Source organism: Paenibacillus sp. BIC5C1 (assembly GCF_032399705.1).
Lineage (GTDB): Bacteria > Bacillota > Bacilli > Paenibacillales > Paenibacillaceae > Paenibacillus > Paenibacillus taichungensis_A.
In genome coordinates this window covers 3,145,588-3,162,376 of the sequence record NZ_CP135922.1, presented here as the reverse complement: position 1 = coordinate 3,162,376, position 16,789 = coordinate 3,145,588, and the positions used below count along the sequence as shown (strand labels likewise).

Here is a 16,789-nt window from a genome sequence, read left to right as displayed (position 1 = left end):
TAACTATCAAAGATGTCCTCATCATGACGACAATATGAACGGAATATGAACTAACAAAAAAAAGGCCACGTTTCACATGCGAGGAAGCTTGCATGTGAAACGTGGCCAGAAAATATGGTTTAGACAATCGGATGGATATTCTACATATCCACCTTATCCTGTAAAATTAACTATTCCGTTGGTGGAGTGATTGGCAACGTGACAATAAAAGTCGTTCCCTGACCAGGTTCACTTTCTACTCGAATGTCCCCTTGATGAAGCGATACAATCTGTTTAACGATAGCAAGTCCCATACCACTGCCGTCATACTTGCGACTATGAGAACGATCCGACTTGAAAAATCGTTCGAATATGCGCTTCTGGTCTTCAAGAGGGATACCGATACCTGTGTCGGAGATTCGAATAGTCACGTTCTTGATATCCTGCTTGGTGCTGACGTGAATTACGCCGCCATCCTTTGAAAATTTGATACCGTTGCTGAGAATATTCGTCCATACCTGGTTCAGTTGGTCGTGATCAGCCAATACTTTAACAGCTTGGAGATCGAGCTCAAAGTGAATGTTGCGAGCAGACCATTGCGGCTGGAGAGTTACAATGACCCGCCTGATCTGTTCATCCAGGCTAAGTGTGCTAAGTCGTGGTTGCTGTGACTGCGATTCAAGCATACTCAGCTTGAGCAGATTATCACTCATTTTGGACATCCGCTTCGCCTCAGCGATGATAATCTCAAGATATCGGCTTCGTTCTTGCTCTGAGAGATTTACTTGTTTCAGTGCTTGAGCATAACCGGATATCGAAGTCAGCGGAGATTGAACCTCGTGTGACACATTCGTTACAAATTCCCTGCGCATCTGCTCCAACTGCTGCAAATCATGAATCATTTCTTCGAAACTGCGCGCCAGTGTGCCCAGTTCTCCGGTTTGCTTAATATTCAGCTTGACGTTGAAATCTCCAGCAGCGATCCGCTTCGTTGCTTTTGTCAGTTTTTTGATCGGTCTAACCAGAAATATGGAAGCAATCAGAATGATAATACTTCCTGCAATCAATGAACAAGTTGCAAAGATCGAAGCCCATTGGACGACAAACAAGGAAGAAGGGGGAGTGAGTGTCTCAAAAAACATCGCTTTCGCTCCCATTTCCGTTTTCACCGGCAAACCTAAAAGAACTGTTGCAATACCATTCGGATTGTCCTGAACTACGCCTCCATCTAGCACTTTCTTTAGTTGCTCTTTCGTCACCGTGGCCGATTTATGTCCGTTAAGCTTTCCATACGACTGGAACTGACCCGTTGCATCGTAAATTCGAATATGATATGAATTCAGTAGCTTCATTCCACTAACGTACGATTCTGCTTCACTTAATGGAAGGGTCTTGTAAATCTGCACGATATCCTGGCCGAAGTTACGTATGTTAATTTGAGCATTTTCATTCAATTGATCTTCGAATATCATCGTGGACACAAAAAAAGAAATGACCGTGCCGGCGATGACGGAGACCAGAAATGTCAGGACCACACGGATATATAACGATCTAATCATTCGTAAACCTCAAGCCGGTACCCCAGACCTCGCACCGTTTCAATCCGAAAATCGGGTGTTGTTGCGAACCGTTCACGCAGGCGTTTAATATGTACGTCTACTGTTCGATCATCACCGGCGTAATCAATTCCCCAGATTTGATCAATCAATTGCTCACGTGTATAGACTTGTCCGGGCGTTCCAGCGAGTCTATAGAGCAATTCGAATTCCTTCAGCGGCAACGTAAGCGACTCTGTTCCGCTCGTCACCTTGTAGGTTTGTCGATCCAGAATGACGTTGCCGAAATGGATCGTCTGCGTGGAGCCGATTTTGTATCGCTTCAGTAATGCTCGAACACGTGCCGTGAGCTCCAATGGATCAAACGGTTTTGTCAGATAATCATCCGTTCCCAGTTCGAATCCCTTCACCTTCTCCCAGGTCTCCCCTCTCGCCGTCAGCATGAGCAACGGAAGATCTGGATTGGCTCTTCGCAGCTCCTTGCATAATGTCCAACCATCCATGATAGGCATCATGATATCAAGCACAACAAGATCGACATGTGTTGAGCCGTAAACGGTCAGTGCCTCCTTGCCATCCGCAGCTTCAGCCGTTTCAAATCCATCATTTCTCAAAAATAAACAGACGAGTTCACGAATGTTCGGATCATCGTCAGCAACCAGTATTGTAGGCATGTGTTTCCTCTTTTCCTGTTTCCATGTCATGTAGTCGTAATCATTATACTATTATTGAATTTGTAAAAAGCAAGAAGCAAGTAAGAAATTTAATGACGCCACTCCCTTAGAATGTTCTGCATGCCAGTCTTGGTATGAAGAAACTGTTTCACACGAGAACCATTGGCACCCGATGGATGTGGAAATCCCCATAAAATTTTCCCTTCTTTTATCCGATGTTCATCAAGCAATTGATGTAGTACAGCCTCCACTGACTTTCCTAAGGGAATGATAAGAGGATACTTCAACTGTTCCAACTCAGGCAGAAAAGACTCAAGTACGGCTTGATATAAAAATGTATTTTTAAGAATGGAAGGCTGGTGTCCATTATAATTTTGTTTGTTTACCAAGACTGGATATCGAATCAGAGAAGTTGTATGTAACAATGTACAATCTGCTTCAAATAGCCTTTGCACATGGGGCACTTTCACATATTCATGCAAGCCTATTTCCTGGAGCATTTGAATCAAATTGCTGCGCATGGAGCCGGCCATTCTTGCCGATATTTTGGCTTCTTTACAAGCTTGCTCGTATGATTTGTGTGCTTTCAAAACCTGGATAGCCGTTCTATATGCAATCTCCATTTGCTGCCAACCTGGTGTGATGCCCACAAGCATGACTTTTGCGGAAGGATTGATATATTCATTATGTGGAGAGTAGAACATCTCCACCTCTCCCGCTGAGCTTAATTTCAAATCCTTAATCAGCAGCTGTGCTTTGGAGTACTTTGGTTGAATCGGTAATGAATTCATCACATCAATCAGACGTTGTAGGTGAGTGGAAGATATCAGCAGATTGCTCACTCCTTGCAGCCTTATGTATTAGCTCCCCTGCAGATTATCGCTTATATACCTTATTTTGTACAATAACAGCCGAATTCATTGAAAAAAAGGATAATTGACGGACAACATCCATCGATTACCCTTTTTATTATTCTGAATGGACAGGTATCTGTACAGTAAATGTCGCACCTTCTCCAGGTTCACTGAACACGGAGACCGCACCCTTATGCATCTCCACAATTTTATGCACGATGGAAAGGCCCAGCCCACTGCCGCCCAAGGCACGTGTCCGGGATTGATCCGCTTTGTAGAACCGTTCGAATATGCGAAGCTGATCCTGCTTGGTGATGCCGGGTCCACTGTCAGTAATACGTACACTGACCTTGCCATCACTTTCTGTAAGGAAAACATCAATTTTTCCGCCTTCTGGCGTGAACTTGATTGCATTATGAATCAGATTGATCCACAACTGAATCATCAAGTCCTCATCAGCAAAAATTCCAACTTCTTCCAGCTCTACGTTCATATCAATTTTCTTCTCATCCCATTGGGGTTCGCAAGCCAGAACCAGAGTCACCAGCTGCCGGTCCAATCGGTAAGTTGTTTTATGAGATGCATGCTCGGATGAATCCAGAACGGCGAGTTTCATTAAATTGTCACTGAGTCTGGACAAACGAACACATTCCGTCTCAATAATTGTCAGATACTTTTCCCGTGTCTCCTGGTCCATATCTTTATTTTTCAGCGCTCTGGCGAAGCCGCTGATTGACGTAAGCGGCGATCCAATTTCATGGGAAACATTAGAGATGAATTCCTGACGCAAATCTTCCATCACTTTCAAATTTGCCGCCATATCATTGATACTCTCAACCAACTGCACAAACGGGTGGGGATTTCGCTGTCTCCCGTTTCTATTGGCAAATTCAGGATCCAGATTCACACGAAAATCCCCCCGGGAAATACTTTTCAAAGCCTGAATCATCTCATTAAAAAATTCATACTGCCTGCCTTTAACCAGCGGACCGATGAATGTAATGCCTATTCCAAAGAAAACGAACCCCAGCATGGCATTAATCAGAAAAGCAAGCAATTCATGTGGTTCCCATGGGATAAATGAATACACATATCTCGTAAGGTAGAAAGCCGCTGTCCAGCAGGAAAACAGGGCCAAAGATACCAGAATGACGTTTCTGGCAATATGAAGAAATCCAGGCTCCTTCCTCTTCATTGCCTTACCTCCAGGCGATAGCCCAAACCTCGCATGGTACGAATGACGAAAGCATGCTCTTCCTCCGGAAACCGTTCACGAAGCCGCTTGATATGCACATCAATGGTCCTCTCGTCCCCTTCGTAATCATAACCCCAGATCTTTTCGATTAACTGATCACGGGTAAAGGTTTTGCCAGGATAACTCGCAAGGGTGAACAGCAGTTCAAATTCCTTGCGTGGCAACACAATATCCTGATCACCTTTCTTGCACTCAAACGTATCCCCCCGTAGAACCAGTTCACCAAGAAAGATCACTTGTGAAGTCATAATCCGATATCGTTTCAATAAAGCCTTCACCCGTGCAACCAGCACCAGCGGATCAAAAGGCTTCACCAGATAATCATCAGTTCCCAGGGTAAAACCCTTGATGATCTGCGAGGTTTCCCCTTTGGCCGTCAACATCAGTAGTGGTAGATCCGTCTGCTGTCGCAATTGGCGGCACAATTCCCATCCATCCATGCCTGGCATCATAATATCGAGAACGACAAGGTCAACCTTATGGTCAGCGAGTAATCGCAGTGCATCCAAACCGTCAACAGCCTCAATTATATGCAAACCCTCCTGCTGTAAAAAATGTCCTACCAACTCTCGGATATGCGGGTCGTCATCAACGACCAATATGCTTGTCAAAGTGATCACCTCCATTTTTTAACTTTGCCTTATACTTCACACCCCTTCAAGAAGGAGACCTCATACCATGAAGGCATAACGTCTCTTTCCTGATAACTCAACATTTCCAGAAAATGTTATGATTTTCAATTACGTTCTGCGCATATATGCCCGGACTGTTAATGGTGCAAAAATGGCTACAATAACCGCCGCTCCAGCAAGACTAGTCACTAGATCTGTGCCCATTGTACCTTGATTCGCCAAATCCCGTACAGCTGAGACCAAATGGGATATCGGATTGACATTAACAATCCACTGAAGCCAATTTGGCATCGTATCTACCGGAACGAAAGCATTCGAAGCAAAGGTGAGCGGAAACAATACGAGCATGGAAATCCCTTGTACACTGGACGCTGTACGCGCAATAACACCGAGAAAAGCAAAAATCCAACTGATCGCCCAAGCACACACAATAACCAGCAATCCAGCCATGGCGACATGACCCAATCCACCTGCAGGGCTATATCCCAATAAATAGCCGATCGCAAAGGTAAGGGATGTTGCAATAGTATATCGGATCGTGTCTGCCAGCAGTGCTCCGGCCAGTGGCGCAATACGCGCTATAGGCAGTGATTTGAATCGGTCAAACACCCCTTTATCCATATCCTCACGCAATTGCACACCCGTAACGACTGAGCTTGTAATTACTGTCTGCACAAGTATACCCGGAATAATGACCAACAAATAAGCTTGAATGTTTCCCGAGACCGCACCACCAAAAATGTACGTAAACATCAATGTGAAAATGATCGGCTGTAGGGTGACATCGAATAATTGCTCTGGTGTTCGTCGAACCTTCAAAATTCCGCGATAAGCCATCGTTAAGGAATTTCGGACGGTTTGCCCAAAGCTTGTGTATTTTCTCAGCCTACGGCTTGGGTTTTGTTTCGCTATTGTACTGTTCATACTTGCAACTCCTCCACTGCTTTTGATTCTTGAGACGTATGAGACGTATTGCCGCTCGCACCTTGGCCCGTAATGGTAAGAAATACTTCATCAAGTGTGGGTTTCTGTACACTCATCTCTGCCAGGTCAATGCCTGCGGAGCGGAAGGCAATCAGCAGATCTGCTGCAATATTCGCATTTGCCATCGGTGCAGTAATCTTTCCTGCTTCCGCTGATACGCTGGAATCTGTTCGAAGGATCTGCTCCACAATCTGACGGGCGTGTTCAATCCGTGTCGGTTCCTGGATACGTAGTTGAAGTGATGCAGTGCCAACTGATGCTTTCAAATCATCCACCGTGCCTTCGGCAACGACATGGCCCTGATCGATTACCGCCACACGATCGGCCAGTTGATCCGCTTCATCAAGATATTGTGTGGTCAGAAGCACCGTTGAGCCCGTCTTGACCAACTGGCGAATCGTATTCCACATCTGTGCACGTGTCCTCGGGTCAAGTCCCGTCGTCGGTTCATCCAGAAAGATCAGCGGCGGCTGAGCAATAAGACTTGCTGCCAGATCCAGACGGCGGCGCATGCCTCCCGAGAACCCTTTGATCGGACGTTTCGCCGCCTCCGTCAAGCCGAATTCTTCGAGCAGCTCGGCTGTCTTGCGCTTCGCTTCTGTGTGGCCAAGACCCAGGAGCCGTGAAAATATCATCAAATTTTCGTTGGCACTAAGTGACTCGTCAACCGATGCGTATTGCCCTGTAAGTCCAATCAGCTGGCGTACGATATGTGACTCCTTCACCACATCATGCCCGAATATTTTGGCTGATCCTCCATCGGGCCGAAGCAGTGTGCCCAGCATACGAATTGTTGTTGTTTTCCCTGCTCCATTCGGACCCAGCACGCCATAAATTGTACCTGCCTTTACATTCAGATTTACACCATCAACTGCACGCTTATCTCCGAAGATTTTTACAAGACCCTCTGCTTCAATGGCCCAATCTCCAAGTTCATTACCTGTTGTTCTTTGCTGTATGTTTGTCAATTGTGGTTCCTCCCATATCGTTTATAGGGGAAGAATATCGTACTTTTATGAACTGAATATGAATGGAATCGGAAAGTTTTCAATTTCAAATCACAAAACCCCGCCAATGTCCAAATGGACACCAGCAGGGTTCGAATCGGATTTATCAATCTCTAATTTACAGGTTTGATATCAAAGGAGTCCAGTTCTCCATAGCCTTCACCTTTGGAGAAACGAATTTTGTTCACACCAGCCTTTAGCTGAACTCTCGCTGTAGACAGTCCCCAGTTCTCCCATCCCTTATTCGTAATGTAGAAAGGACTGGATGTGCCTCCATTCACTCTTAGCAACAGGTTGGACCAGTTACCGCCTGTTGTGCCATTCGCTGTCCTCGCCAGTAGAATATACGGGCCCGCAGTTGCTGCATTAACGTTAAATTCTACATAGCTGTCCGCCGTATCGATATGACCGGCTTTCATATTGCCTGAACCAGAAGGACTCTGGGATGCATAAGCGATCCCTCCAAAAGTTCCCTCTTCTCCTTCATATCGAACGATTGATTGCTCTCCCGAAGGTAGAGCAATAGGTGCGTTGGGATTCACCGGTGTACCCAAGTTCGGGGTATTGTCGGCATTCCAGGTGAACTTCTGTAAACGAATTTCACGATTCCATCCGGAATTATTGAATTTCGCTGTATGGTACATGATCCAGTCCTCAGTCCCATCAGGTGATTTCGTAAAGGAATGATGACCCGGACCATACAAGCCGTTCCCCGATTGGAAGATAGGCTGACTGCGCTTGTTCCATGATGCCGGATTCAGCAAATTGCTTGAGGCGTTGGCGGTAATAAGCCCCAGACAATAATCATTGGTCCAGCTGCCACTTGCCGAATACACAAGACTGATGACACCGTTTCGAACGATCACCTGCGGTCCTTCATTTACATTCGGGGAATGATTGGTTTCCCAGGCATACGTTGGTCGTGAAATCTCCACACGATTTGAATCGATGGTCCAGGGATTACTCATATGGGAAATGTACAGATTCTGCCTAACATTCGTATCTCCTTCCCAGCCCGACCAGATGAAGTAGAGCTGTCCGGTCACCTGTAATACCGTCCCATCGATAGCCCACTTGTTAGTGGGATCCGTAATCTGTCCTTTGTATTGCCAGGTTCCCTGTGTGGGGTCAGCTGACGTATTTTCCATGACATACATGCGGTGATTGACGTTGTCTCCATCATCCTTGGCATAATAGATGTACCATGCACCATTGATGTAATGAAGCTCTGGAGCCCAGATGCCGCAGCAACCCGTATTCACCACAGTGGTTGGAGCCGCATCAATGGTTGTTAATTGAGCTGACTTCCAGATGGTAACGTTGTCACCAGTTGTTTTGGTGAAATAATAAAATCCGTCAGTGTGCTTGTAGACCCAAGGATCTGCTCCATCCTGCATCACGACATTGTAGAAGTTATTCTGAACGGTCGCTGCATGCGTCGTCTGTCCCATTGGGAAAATAAGAAATGCACATAAGGCCAGCAACAATTTGTTCCTGTAATTCATTATTTTCATCTACAGCCACGCTCCCTATAGGATTATGAATCATGCGCGCACCTGACCTGCAACGTTCAATCTTCGATGGCAGCCTTGCGGGTGTTAATGCGACGAATCGTTTCCGGGTCGAATTTGGGACGACGGTCATAGGTGTACAGTCCGTTCACTTCCTGTTCCACATCGTATAGCTGGGTATAACAAAAACCAAACATCTTTGGATGGTCCAGCAGGACATTGGTTAGTCCCTCATAACGTGCAATGAAAGCTTCTTCGGATTGTGGTCTGTCCCCGTAGCCCCAAGCTTTCTCATCTTGCTGATCCGGATTCCACCAGATACCGCCATACTCACTAATAAAATAAGGCTGCCCTTCATACGTCTGCCGCTCCGGAAACGTATTGAATACTTCCCCGCCGCTTTTCATCGGTTCATATCTGGCCCGGAACGTTTCCGGGTTCTGATCATAGTCATGCAAATCGAAGATATCTGTCACCACATGAAAGTTGCCGCTGGTGTCAATGACAGGACGAGTCGGGTCCATACGTTTAGTCATCTCATAGACAACGCGGAGCACATCGTTATCCTGCCGGGTTCCATCGCGATCCCACGTTTCATTGAACGGACACCAGCCGATAAGCGATGGATGATTGAAGTCACGTTCCATGCCTTCCATCCATTCCGGCAGGAACCGTGCGAGACTTTCGGTTGTTGTAATATCCTGTCCCCAGTTGGCGTGTTCTCCCCATACCAGGTAACCAAGCTGATCAGCCCAATACAGGAAACGCGGTTCAAACATCTTTTCGTGCAGTCTCGCTCCATTAAAGCCAAGTCCCATGGAGATCTCGATGTCTTTGCGCAGATCATCGTCGCTGGGTGCCGTGTAGATCCCATCCGGGTAAAAGCCCTGATCCAGCACGAGCCGCTGAAAAACAGATTTCTCATTGATGCGAAAAGCCATGCCATCCAACCTCACTGTCCGCAGTCCGAAATATGAGTCAACCGTATCGCTGGTCTGATTCTGCCCATGCAGCTTCAGTTCCAAGTCATACAGTTTGGCGTTCCCCGGCTCCCATAAGTGGATTTCGGATAATGGAATAGTAAGCTTCACAGCAGGTCCATGAAGAACCACTGTTGCGGACCCTACATCCTGGCCGTCAAAGCGGGCAATTGCAGCCAGCTCCCCTCCAGCAGCGTTACCGCATATTTTCAGGTCCAGGTGCACACAAGCATTATCCGGATCAGCGGCGACTTTCATGTCAGAGAGATACACCTCTGGCACCTGCTCCAGCCACACCGTTTGCCAGATGCCGGTCGTCCGCGTGTAATCACAGCCATGCGAGTGGAATCGTTCGCTCTGTTTCCCTCGCGGCTGAAGTCCAGAACGCACATCGTCTTCGGCATAGACCGTGACCACATTCGCCCCTGGCGAAACATGGGATGTGATGTCCAAATGGAATGGCGAATAGCCTCCCCGATGCCTGCCAGCGGCTTTTCCGTTGACCCAGATCTCGGCTTCGTAATCAACAGCGCCAAAATGAAGCAAAATGCGTCCATTCATCCAAGTTTCCGGGATCGAGAATTCCCGTTTGTACCATACTGCCGCCATAAAATCGGTATAGGCCACTCCGGACAGCTTACTCTCTGGACAAAACGGAACAGTGATTGTTCCTGAGAGGGCATGCTCGGACTGCTCATAACCGCGTTCTTTCCCACTTTTGCCATGATCCATTTCGAACTGCCAAGTTCCGTTCAGATTGATCCAATTACTTCGTACCCATTGAGGCCGGGGATACTCAGGGCGTGGGATTGGTTTCAACTTTTGTTCATTCATCTGCAAATCACTCCTATTAACCTTTGATTGAACCGATGTATACCATCAGTATTGGAATGGTGGACACAACAATGGTGCAATATTTGTTCTGTATTTGAATCAAAGTATAATTACACAATAATTAGATGTCAACGTTTTCAATTTATTTTCTTGTAATAAAATATATCTAATATTCCTGCTTTTTTCCCTTCAAACAGCATGGGAAAGTTGATTACATCACTGATAAACACCGTCGAACCGCTGTTAATGCGCGATATAATCCTATTCAAAGCTAACATGAACATAGCCTTCTTCATCTCATGACAACATACATTTTCACCGTAGCGTTTATCTATTCCCTCTTTAATTACAAAATAATTGTAACTATAGGCATACTCATCCACTATTCTCGAGTCTTATGTCTTACTCTCCCGATGGAACTTGGAGCGCATGATCATCGCTGAAAGGTATACCAAAATCAGGTGTTCCATCCCTGTTCCATTCAAATTTTTGAATGCGCGTTGCCCTTAAACCGGTATCTGCACCCGCCGCAGGAAGGGCATGAAATACGATCCAATCCTCCATACCATCCGGTGACGTTGTGAAGCTATTGTGTCCTGTGGCATATACTCCATTTTCCACACTTTTCCGAAAAACGGGCTGCGGGGACTTGGTCCATGATGAAGTCAGCATCGGATCATCCTCTTCATTCATGGTCAACATACCAAGTGCATAATCTTCTGACCAGGTTGTGCTGGCCGAGAAAATCAGAAAAACCCGTCCATTGCGATGCAGCGTAACCGGACCTTCATTAATGGCCATTCCGCCTTGCTTTTCCCACGAAAAGGTTGGAGCCGTTAACAGCACATGGTCGCCTGTCAGAGAGTAAGGGTTAGACATCCGCATAATATAGATCGCTGATCCATAGTCCGGAAAATGACCGTAGCCTGCGTACAGAAAATAGAGCTGACCATCCAGTTTCAGCACGGTACCATCCAAACCAGGGACAGGAGTGTCCAGAGCCCCCTTCCATACCCACTCGCCATCCAGTGGATTCGGGCTTTCATTCTCCAGCACGCAAATCCGCCGTGAATCGTCCCCTCCCCCATCATTGGCCGTAAAGTATATGTACCATTTCCCATTCAAAAAATGGATTTCCGGTGCCCACAAATGATGGCTGTAACGCCCTCCAGGTTCCGGTGACCAAATGATTTTCCGAGTCCCTTCATTAATTTGCGATAATCGAGGGGACTGAATAAGCTCCAGATAATTAGAGCGTGTGCGCATAAAATAATAATTGCCATCGGAGTGCCTATAGACCCAAGGGTCTGCGGACTGCAACGCCACCGGGTTACAAAATGTACTGGTTGTCATTTCTTATCTCTCCCTTCATGTCATGCTATTTTCTATTATCTGGCAGGATTGGTTTGCGGACAATTGTGAAAACGCTTTAATTTGGTTGTAAAAAAAGACAACCTTCAAGCGATTTCGTCGGTCGAAAAAAAACGCCCTCAAGACGGTTTTTCCTATTGGAGCTTTACTGAATGTTCTGCATCCGCCATTCGAGTGGGGTAACTCCTACAGATCTGACAAAATAATCATAAAATCGGCTGGACGAGGTGAACCCTACTTCCGAAGATATCCTTTCAACCGCTTTGTTGGTTTGTTGTAACAGTCGTTTGGCTTCCATTAAACGAAGATTGATAATGTACTGCTTTGGAGAAACCCCCACCGTTTCTGTGAATTTCTTTCGCAGATTGCTCTCCGACAGAAAGTGTCGGGAGGCCAATTCACTAACCGTAATCGGCGTGTAGTAAGACGAATGGATCTCTTTCAGTACTTCCTGAATGATGCCTTGAACCGTTGGATCTTTAACAGCATGAGAAGCATTGACTGAGCAATTCCGCTGGAACAGTAGCAGTGCAGTCTCCAGCGCTAGACGGATTAAATGACTGGAGTCAATACTCTGCTTGTCTTCGGAACGCCATTCCTTTTCTAATTCGGACAAACTGATATCTGCCCAGCGAAGACTGTCTTGATTGAGATGGGCAAGCTGAATGCGATTCCTCTGATGCTCCTGCCCATGGAAGAGATATCGACAATGCACGGGCAAGGAGTCATGGTAATAATGTACGGAAATGCCCTGCCATGGCTCGGTACAGACATAACCGTGATACAGCTCTGGCGGGATCATAATGAGGTCACCTGCAACCACTTTGACATTCTGCTCTGGTGAACTATAATACCCTTCTCCATCCAGTATAAGTGTCAATTCATCATAGGCATGTGAATGGGATTTGAATAAACCTTCACCCTGCTCCAGATGAAACAAGTTCGGTTTAAAACGCTCGATACTCACGATAAATGAAGTATCGTTATTTGGCATATCTCGCATCCTTATCACCCGCATTCATGGTATACCTTACCTGCATAATAATGTTCTGTTCATGGTCCCCGAACTCATTGCCAAACAGGTTCATGCCTCCCTGATGCCTGGCATCCGGATGGATTCCAATGCGTAATCTTAACTTGGGTTTATCCTCAAGATGAAGATCTGACAGGGACACATCCGAAATTTTCTCCTTGTCCAGCATGGTCTGGTTGCTGTCCACACGCCATTTTTTGAGAATACCGTATTGAGTGGAACCATCAGACCACCATACCGGATTCAGTTTACCACGACGGTCGCCCAAATCTCCGGGACTAGTCCACATCCCGATCTCAGTACCATTCACCCAAACGGAAATATCCGAGGGCCAATCATTGTTATAGGTCGCTACTTCAGAACAGATTTCCATGGACAATTCCAAAGCTTCAATCGTTGCACCTTGCGGAATATCCATAGGAAGTAAATATTCCAAATACCCTTTTGCCAACCAGATGATTTGAGCATCAATATGCTTGGGATGATAGAAGCTTGCCGGGTCGTCTTCCTTCAAAATCATATCCTCCGTACTCGCCATGCCGCATGTCGGCGCTACTTCACAGTCGCTGTAATGCCCTATCGGCATCTGCACTTCATAGATATTGGTATCCCGTGCGGGAAAGGAATTCACCCGATTAAGGGCAATATGAATATCATCATAATTGCGGCTGCAAACCTTCATGGCCCCGCGAGAGGCCGGGAGCATCTCCGTATGTATTAAATGGGCTGCCTCCAGCACTTTAATATGGTTGGCTACCGTTGAGACCGGCAGGTTAAGTGCTTCTGCAATTTCAATAATGTTTAATTTGTTGGAATTAAGAAGCTGGAGAATGTCTATCCGGGAACGAGTCGACAAAGCGTGGGTTACAGTTACCAGTTTTTCCGGGTCATTAAAGCTGAGTTCCAGCACGTGTTTGCTCTCCTTTGGAAAATATTAATTTAAAATAATTCTACTGAATAAGAGGAATAAACACAATGTTGCCATGCTTAATCACGCTTCCGAATGAAATCATTTGAGAACATTTTCCACGTAATCTTTCTTATGGTAAAGGCAATGAATAGAAGTAATCTGCATTTCTTGCGAAAGGAAGGATATACGTGATAAGCGAAATCAATAGCTGGATCAGACATATTGCTTCTAACTATATATTGATTATTGCGGCTGCTGTTATGTTCTTCGCAATTAAGGCTGTAATTGGATTCTATACCTACAAGCATTACAACAAACAATTGGACCATCTTCACCATAAAATCGATCTGCTCATCAAGGAACAACAGCTTCTCGCTCAGCGGTTTTCCGTCCCTAACACAAACCAAGATATGACGCAAAAAGAAGACCACTTCGAGCATTCATCGCAAACGCCTCTAATGTGATCTTCTCATATGATATTTATGTTTACTCTTGTAAGTCACTCTTTACTCTGTTACGTAAACAGCTTTTTTGTCATACGTATGATCATTTGCCAGCTTAAGCATAAATTCAGCCAAATGACTTCGGGACAGCTTCAGCTTGCGTGAGTTATCCCCATGAATCTCTGCCTCATGAATATAGTTTCCATTGTAAACATCTGATGTAAGAACCGGAGGTTGAATCAAAACCCAATTGAGCTTGCTGCTGGTGATGATTGCATCCTTTTCCCGGTGATCGCGAAGCAAGTTGGTCATGAATGTTGGGATGATGTACTTGTATAAAAAGCCCAGTTTCCCTGCGTCTGGATGAACACCGATAAAGGATACGTGAATGAGTTTCCCGGTATCGTTATTCTCCGCTGCCCGCACGATGTTCTTCATGGCATCAATCAAAGGCAAGTCCCTTTTAAACATTCCTTTGGCACCCAACACTGAAAAAACAGCATCATATTTCTCCTTGCTCAGCACATCGTTGATATCCGAATAACGTGTTGCCTCACCCTTCTCTACGTTCAGATTACGATGTGACACACTAATCTTGGATGGATTTCTAACAAATGCAGTAACTGTATGGCCTGCTTCCAGTGCTCGTAACATCAGCTCATTTCCTGTTCTTCCGGTTGCTCCAAAAATAATGATATTCATATACTCACTCTCCTTCGGACGATTCGTCCTGAAATTCATGAAGAAATGCTTCAATATTGCCAAAAAGTTTCCTAAGCTTCGAGAAATCACTTCTCGTAATATCCAGAAAATAAAAATTCATGGTGCCTTCCCGACTCACTTCAATGAGATTTGCATCTTTTAATATCTTCAGGTGATGGGAGACCGCTGGACGAGATAAATTGGTCTGTTTGGCCAGGTCCCCCACACGGATTCCCCGATCACTATCTATTTCACTCTGAATTAATGCCATAATAATGGACTGACGTGTCTGATCTCCAATAGCAACCAGTGCTTGTTGACAATCATTAAATTCACTTGCCAATCTTTTCATGCGATCCTGTTTAGCCATGAACCTTCCCCTCTGTCGAATGGTTTAATTCTATGAACCATCCTAGCACAAAAAACAATGAAATATTCATTGGGAAAGATAATCGAGACGAATGAATGAAGGCTCCCCTTATTCAACATGAGAACAACTGGTCGGCATTTCAGAAAATAACCTGAACGTTTTAAAAGCCGTAGATCGGATGCTGTAAGCATCAAATCTACGGCTTTTGTTATTTGGACTATATGATAGTTATCTTCTTCTTAATGAACAATCTTCACAGGCAAGTATGTCAGAGACTGGCCTGGAGCCGAGACGGTCAGGTTGTTTTCCAACTCAAATGATTCAACCGATTCGATGGAAGGCACTCTTTCTACAAATGCAGTCAAAGCAACACTCAATTCCATTCTCGCCAGTGGAGCACCCAGACAGAAATGTGGACCATTGCCAAAGGTAAGGTGTTTTTTGTTATTGGGACGGTGAATGTTCAAATCGAATGGATTTTCAAATATTTTTTCATCCATATTCGCCGCACTCATCCAGGAAATAACGACATCCCCTTTTTTCAATTCAACACCCAACAGATTATTATCCTTCTTCACGGTCCGGTGCCGCTTGGCATTATGGAAGCGATAACGAAGCATCTCTTCTACCGCAAGTGGGATCAACTCAGGGTTCCCTCGTAATTGAACATACAAGTTGGGCTCATCATAGAGAAAAGAATAAAATGTACTGGAAACCATGTGACTGGTGGTTTCGATACCAGCCCCCAGCAGGAGCATTGTGGTTCGAACAACCTCATCATCGGAAAACTTATCGCCATCCACATCCACTTTCAACAGGTCTGTAATGATATCGTCGCCAGGCTGAGTCCGTTTCTGAACGACAATGGGATAAAGGAACTGATAATACTCTTGTGCTGCGACTTGCTTTTTCAGTTCCATTTCCTCTGCATTTTCTCTATTGGCGGGTTGAAACAGAATATCTACCCAGCTTTTGAAGCGGTGGCTGTCCGTCAGCGGTATGCCCAACAAATCTGCCATAACCATGGAAGGCAATGGCGCTGCCAGGGCTTGCACGATGTCGATCGTTGTATTAAGTTCAATATCCTCCACCAGCTGCTTCGCAATGTTCCGAATCCGCGGCTCCCAGTTTTTCAGGCTGCGGGGTGTAAAAGCAGCAGAGAGCAACGAACGGCTTTTTTGATGACGCGGTGGATCTATGCTCGAAATATTCATTTTGTCCGGCGGTGTGCCTTCCTTGTTTTTCGCCCCAACTGCAATGGTTGTTCTTAAGCCTTCGGATGAAAAATATTCATGATTGCTTAGTACCTGCTTAACATCGTCATATCTGAATACATTCCAGGTATCCGTATCCTCATGATAGTAAACAGGTTTTTCCGACAACATTTTCCGAAACCAGTGAAGTGGAAAAAACTCTTCCGATCTGGACTGAAAATTGGTTATATCGTGAACTCGAATCACTTCTTTGTACATCCAAACACCGCCTTAAAACTATTTTTATTCAGTGCAAAGAGGGATTTCTTCCATGTCCTTTGATAATCATGCCACGGCGTCACTCCAGTTCTTCGGTTCCTTTTCATTCCTCCTTTGGTTGGCACATGAATTGACAGTTCAGCGCACAACAATTTTATACCAACCGTATATTATTTGGAATGAAACTTTTGAACTATATTCATATTTTGGATATTTTAAGGT

General features: G+C 45.4%; 16 protein-coding genes. 1 reads left to right on the top strand and 15 read right to left on the bottom strand.

Going from position 1 to position 16,789, the window contains the following annotated elements:
* Window positions 1–170: 170 nt before the first annotated feature.
* The 12 genes from RS891_RS14350 to RS891_RS14295 all read right to left on the bottom strand — a co-directional run bounded on the left by RS891_RS14350 (window position 171) and on the right by RS891_RS14295 (window position 13,580).
* Entirely contained in the window at window positions 171–1,538 is a 1,368-nt protein-coding gene (locus RS891_RS14350; RefSeq protein WP_076288396.1) for a sensor histidine kinase, read from the bottom strand.
* On the bottom strand, window positions 1,535–2,209 hold the full coding sequence (locus tag RS891_RS14345) for a response regulator transcription factor (protein WP_113054928.1): 675 nt from the start codon (window positions 2,207–2,209) through the stop codon (window positions 1,535–1,537). Before RS891_RS14345 ends, RS891_RS14350 begins: the two co-directional genes overlap by 4 nt.
* An 89-nt stretch (window positions 2,210–2,298) precedes the next feature.
* Window positions 2,299–3,051, bottom strand: a complete 753-nt coding sequence (locus tag RS891_RS14340; protein WP_315795702.1) for a hypothetical protein — start codon at window positions 3,049–3,051, stop codon at window positions 2,299–2,301.
* Between the two features lie 127 nt (window positions 3,052–3,178).
* Entirely contained in the window at window positions 3,179–4,258 is a 1,080-nt protein-coding gene (locus RS891_RS14335) for a sensor histidine kinase (RefSeq protein ID WP_315795700.1), read from the bottom strand.
* Window positions 4,255–4,929, bottom strand: a complete 675-nt coding sequence (locus RS891_RS14330; RefSeq protein WP_315795698.1) for a response regulator transcription factor — start codon at window positions 4,927–4,929, stop codon at window positions 4,255–4,257. The genes RS891_RS14335 and RS891_RS14330 overlap by 4 nt, the downstream gene beginning before the upstream one ends.
* Before the next feature lie 129 nt (window positions 4,930–5,058).
* The gene (locus RS891_RS14325; RefSeq protein WP_113054931.1) at window positions 5,059–5,874 is read right to left on the bottom strand and encodes an ABC transporter permease; all 816 of its coding nucleotides are present in this window, start codon (window positions 5,872–5,874) and stop codon (window positions 5,059–5,061) included.
* On the bottom strand, window positions 5,871–6,893 hold the full coding sequence (locus RS891_RS14320) for an ATP-binding cassette domain-containing protein (protein ID WP_315796321.1): 1,023 nt from the start codon (window positions 6,891–6,893) through the stop codon (window positions 5,871–5,873). Before RS891_RS14320 ends, RS891_RS14325 begins: the two co-directional genes overlap by 4 nt.
* A 161-nt stretch (window positions 6,894–7,054) precedes the next feature.
* Window positions 7,055–8,455 carry a family 43 glycosylhydrolase gene (locus RS891_RS14315; RefSeq protein WP_315795695.1) on the bottom strand — a complete coding sequence of 467 codons (1,401 nt, stop codon included), beginning with the start codon at window positions 8,453–8,455 and terminating at the stop codon, window positions 7,055–7,057.
* A 56-nt stretch (window positions 8,456–8,511) separates the two neighbouring features.
* Window positions 8,512–10,266, bottom strand: a complete 1,755-nt coding sequence (locus tag RS891_RS14310; protein ID WP_315795693.1) for a glycoside hydrolase family 2 protein — start codon at window positions 10,264–10,266, stop codon at window positions 8,512–8,514.
* A gap of 402 nt (window positions 10,267–10,668) precedes the next feature.
* Window positions 10,669–11,619 (bottom strand): glycoside hydrolase family 43 protein, encoded by a 951-nt coding sequence (locus RS891_RS14305; RefSeq protein WP_315795691.1) that lies wholly within the window; start codon window positions 11,617–11,619, stop codon window positions 10,669–10,671.
* A gap of 163 nt (window positions 11,620–11,782) precedes the next feature.
* Window positions 11,783–12,631 carry a helix-turn-helix transcriptional regulator gene (locus tag RS891_RS14300; protein WP_315795689.1) on the bottom strand — a complete coding sequence of 283 codons (849 nt, stop codon included), beginning with the start codon at window positions 12,629–12,631 and terminating at the stop codon, window positions 11,783–11,785.
* Entirely contained in the window at window positions 12,621–13,580 is a 960-nt protein-coding gene (locus RS891_RS14295; protein ID WP_315795687.1) for an ArsR/SmtB family transcription factor, read from the bottom strand. Before RS891_RS14295 ends, RS891_RS14300 begins: the two co-directional genes overlap by 11 nt.
* A 188-nt stretch (window positions 13,581–13,768) precedes the next feature.
* On the opposite strand from RS891_RS14295, the gene RS891_RS14290 reads away from it, so the two are divergent.
* A complete protein-coding gene (locus tag RS891_RS14290; protein ID WP_113054938.1) occupies window positions 13,769–14,044 on the top strand; it encodes a hypothetical protein in 276 nt (91 codons plus the stop codon).
* 42 nt (window positions 14,045–14,086) lie between these two features.
* Here the strand turns inward: RS891_RS14290 and RS891_RS14285 are convergent, their stop codons facing one another.
* The 3 genes from RS891_RS14285 to RS891_RS14275 all read right to left on the bottom strand — a co-directional run bounded on the left by RS891_RS14285 (window position 14,087) and on the right by RS891_RS14275 (window position 16,567).
* The gene (locus RS891_RS14285) at window positions 14,087–14,725 is read right to left on the bottom strand and encodes an NAD(P)-dependent oxidoreductase (protein WP_181586687.1); all 639 of its coding nucleotides are present in this window, start codon (window positions 14,723–14,725) and stop codon (window positions 14,087–14,089) included.
* A 4-nt stretch (window positions 14,726–14,729) separates the two neighbouring features.
* Window positions 14,730–15,095 (bottom strand): ArsR/SmtB family transcription factor, encoded by a 366-nt coding sequence (locus RS891_RS14280; RefSeq protein WP_315795683.1) that lies wholly within the window; start codon window positions 15,093–15,095, stop codon window positions 14,730–14,732.
* A 239-nt stretch (window positions 15,096–15,334) separates the two neighbouring features.
* Window positions 15,335–16,567, bottom strand: a complete 1,233-nt coding sequence (locus RS891_RS14275) for a cytochrome P450 (RefSeq protein ID WP_315795681.1) — start codon at window positions 16,565–16,567, stop codon at window positions 15,335–15,337.
* Between the last annotated feature and the right edge of the window lie 222 nt (window positions 16,568–16,789).

What these genes read in the sequence shown, in the direction of transcription:
- RS891_RS14275 (WP_315795681.1), bottom strand. Translation starts at nt 16,567, where the DNA reads ATGTACAAAGAAGTGATTCGAGTTCACGATATAACCAATTTTCAGTCC.
- RS891_RS14325 (WP_113054931.1), bottom strand. Translation starts at nt 5,874, where the DNA reads ATGAACAGTACAATAGCGAAACAAAACCCAAGCCGTAGGCTGAGAAAA.
- RS891_RS14305 (WP_315795691.1), bottom strand. Translation starts at nt 11,619, where the DNA reads ATGACAACCAGTACATTTTGTAACCCGGTGGCGTTGCAGTCCGCAGAC.
- RS891_RS14315 (WP_315795695.1), bottom strand. Translation starts at nt 8,455, where the DNA reads ATGAAAATAATGAATTACAGGAACAAATTGTTGCTGGCCTTATGTGCA.
- RS891_RS14350 (WP_076288396.1), bottom strand. Translation starts at nt 1,538, where the DNA reads ATGATTAGATCGTTATATATCCGTGTGGTCCTGACATTTCTGGTCTCC.
- RS891_RS14280 (WP_315795683.1), bottom strand. Translation starts at nt 15,095, where the DNA reads ATGGCTAAACAGGATCGCATGAAAAGATTGGCAAGTGAATTTAATGAT.
- RS891_RS14310 (WP_315795693.1), bottom strand. Translation starts at nt 10,266, where the DNA reads ATGAATGAACAAAAGTTGAAACCAATCCCACGCCCTGAGTATCCCCGG.
- RS891_RS14345 (WP_113054928.1), bottom strand. Translation starts at nt 2,209, where the DNA reads ATGCCTACAATACTGGTTGCTGACGATGATCCGAACATTCGTGAACTC.
- RS891_RS14300 (WP_315795689.1), bottom strand. Translation starts at nt 12,631, where the DNA reads ATGCCAAATAACGATACTTCATTTATCGTGAGTATCGAGCGTTTTAAA.
- RS891_RS14285 (WP_181586687.1), bottom strand. Translation starts at nt 14,725, where the DNA reads ATGAATATCATTATTTTTGGAGCAACCGGAAGAACAGGAAATGAGCTG.
- RS891_RS14335 (WP_315795700.1), bottom strand. Translation starts at nt 4,258, where the DNA reads ATGAAGAGGAAGGAGCCTGGATTTCTTCATATTGCCAGAAACGTCATT.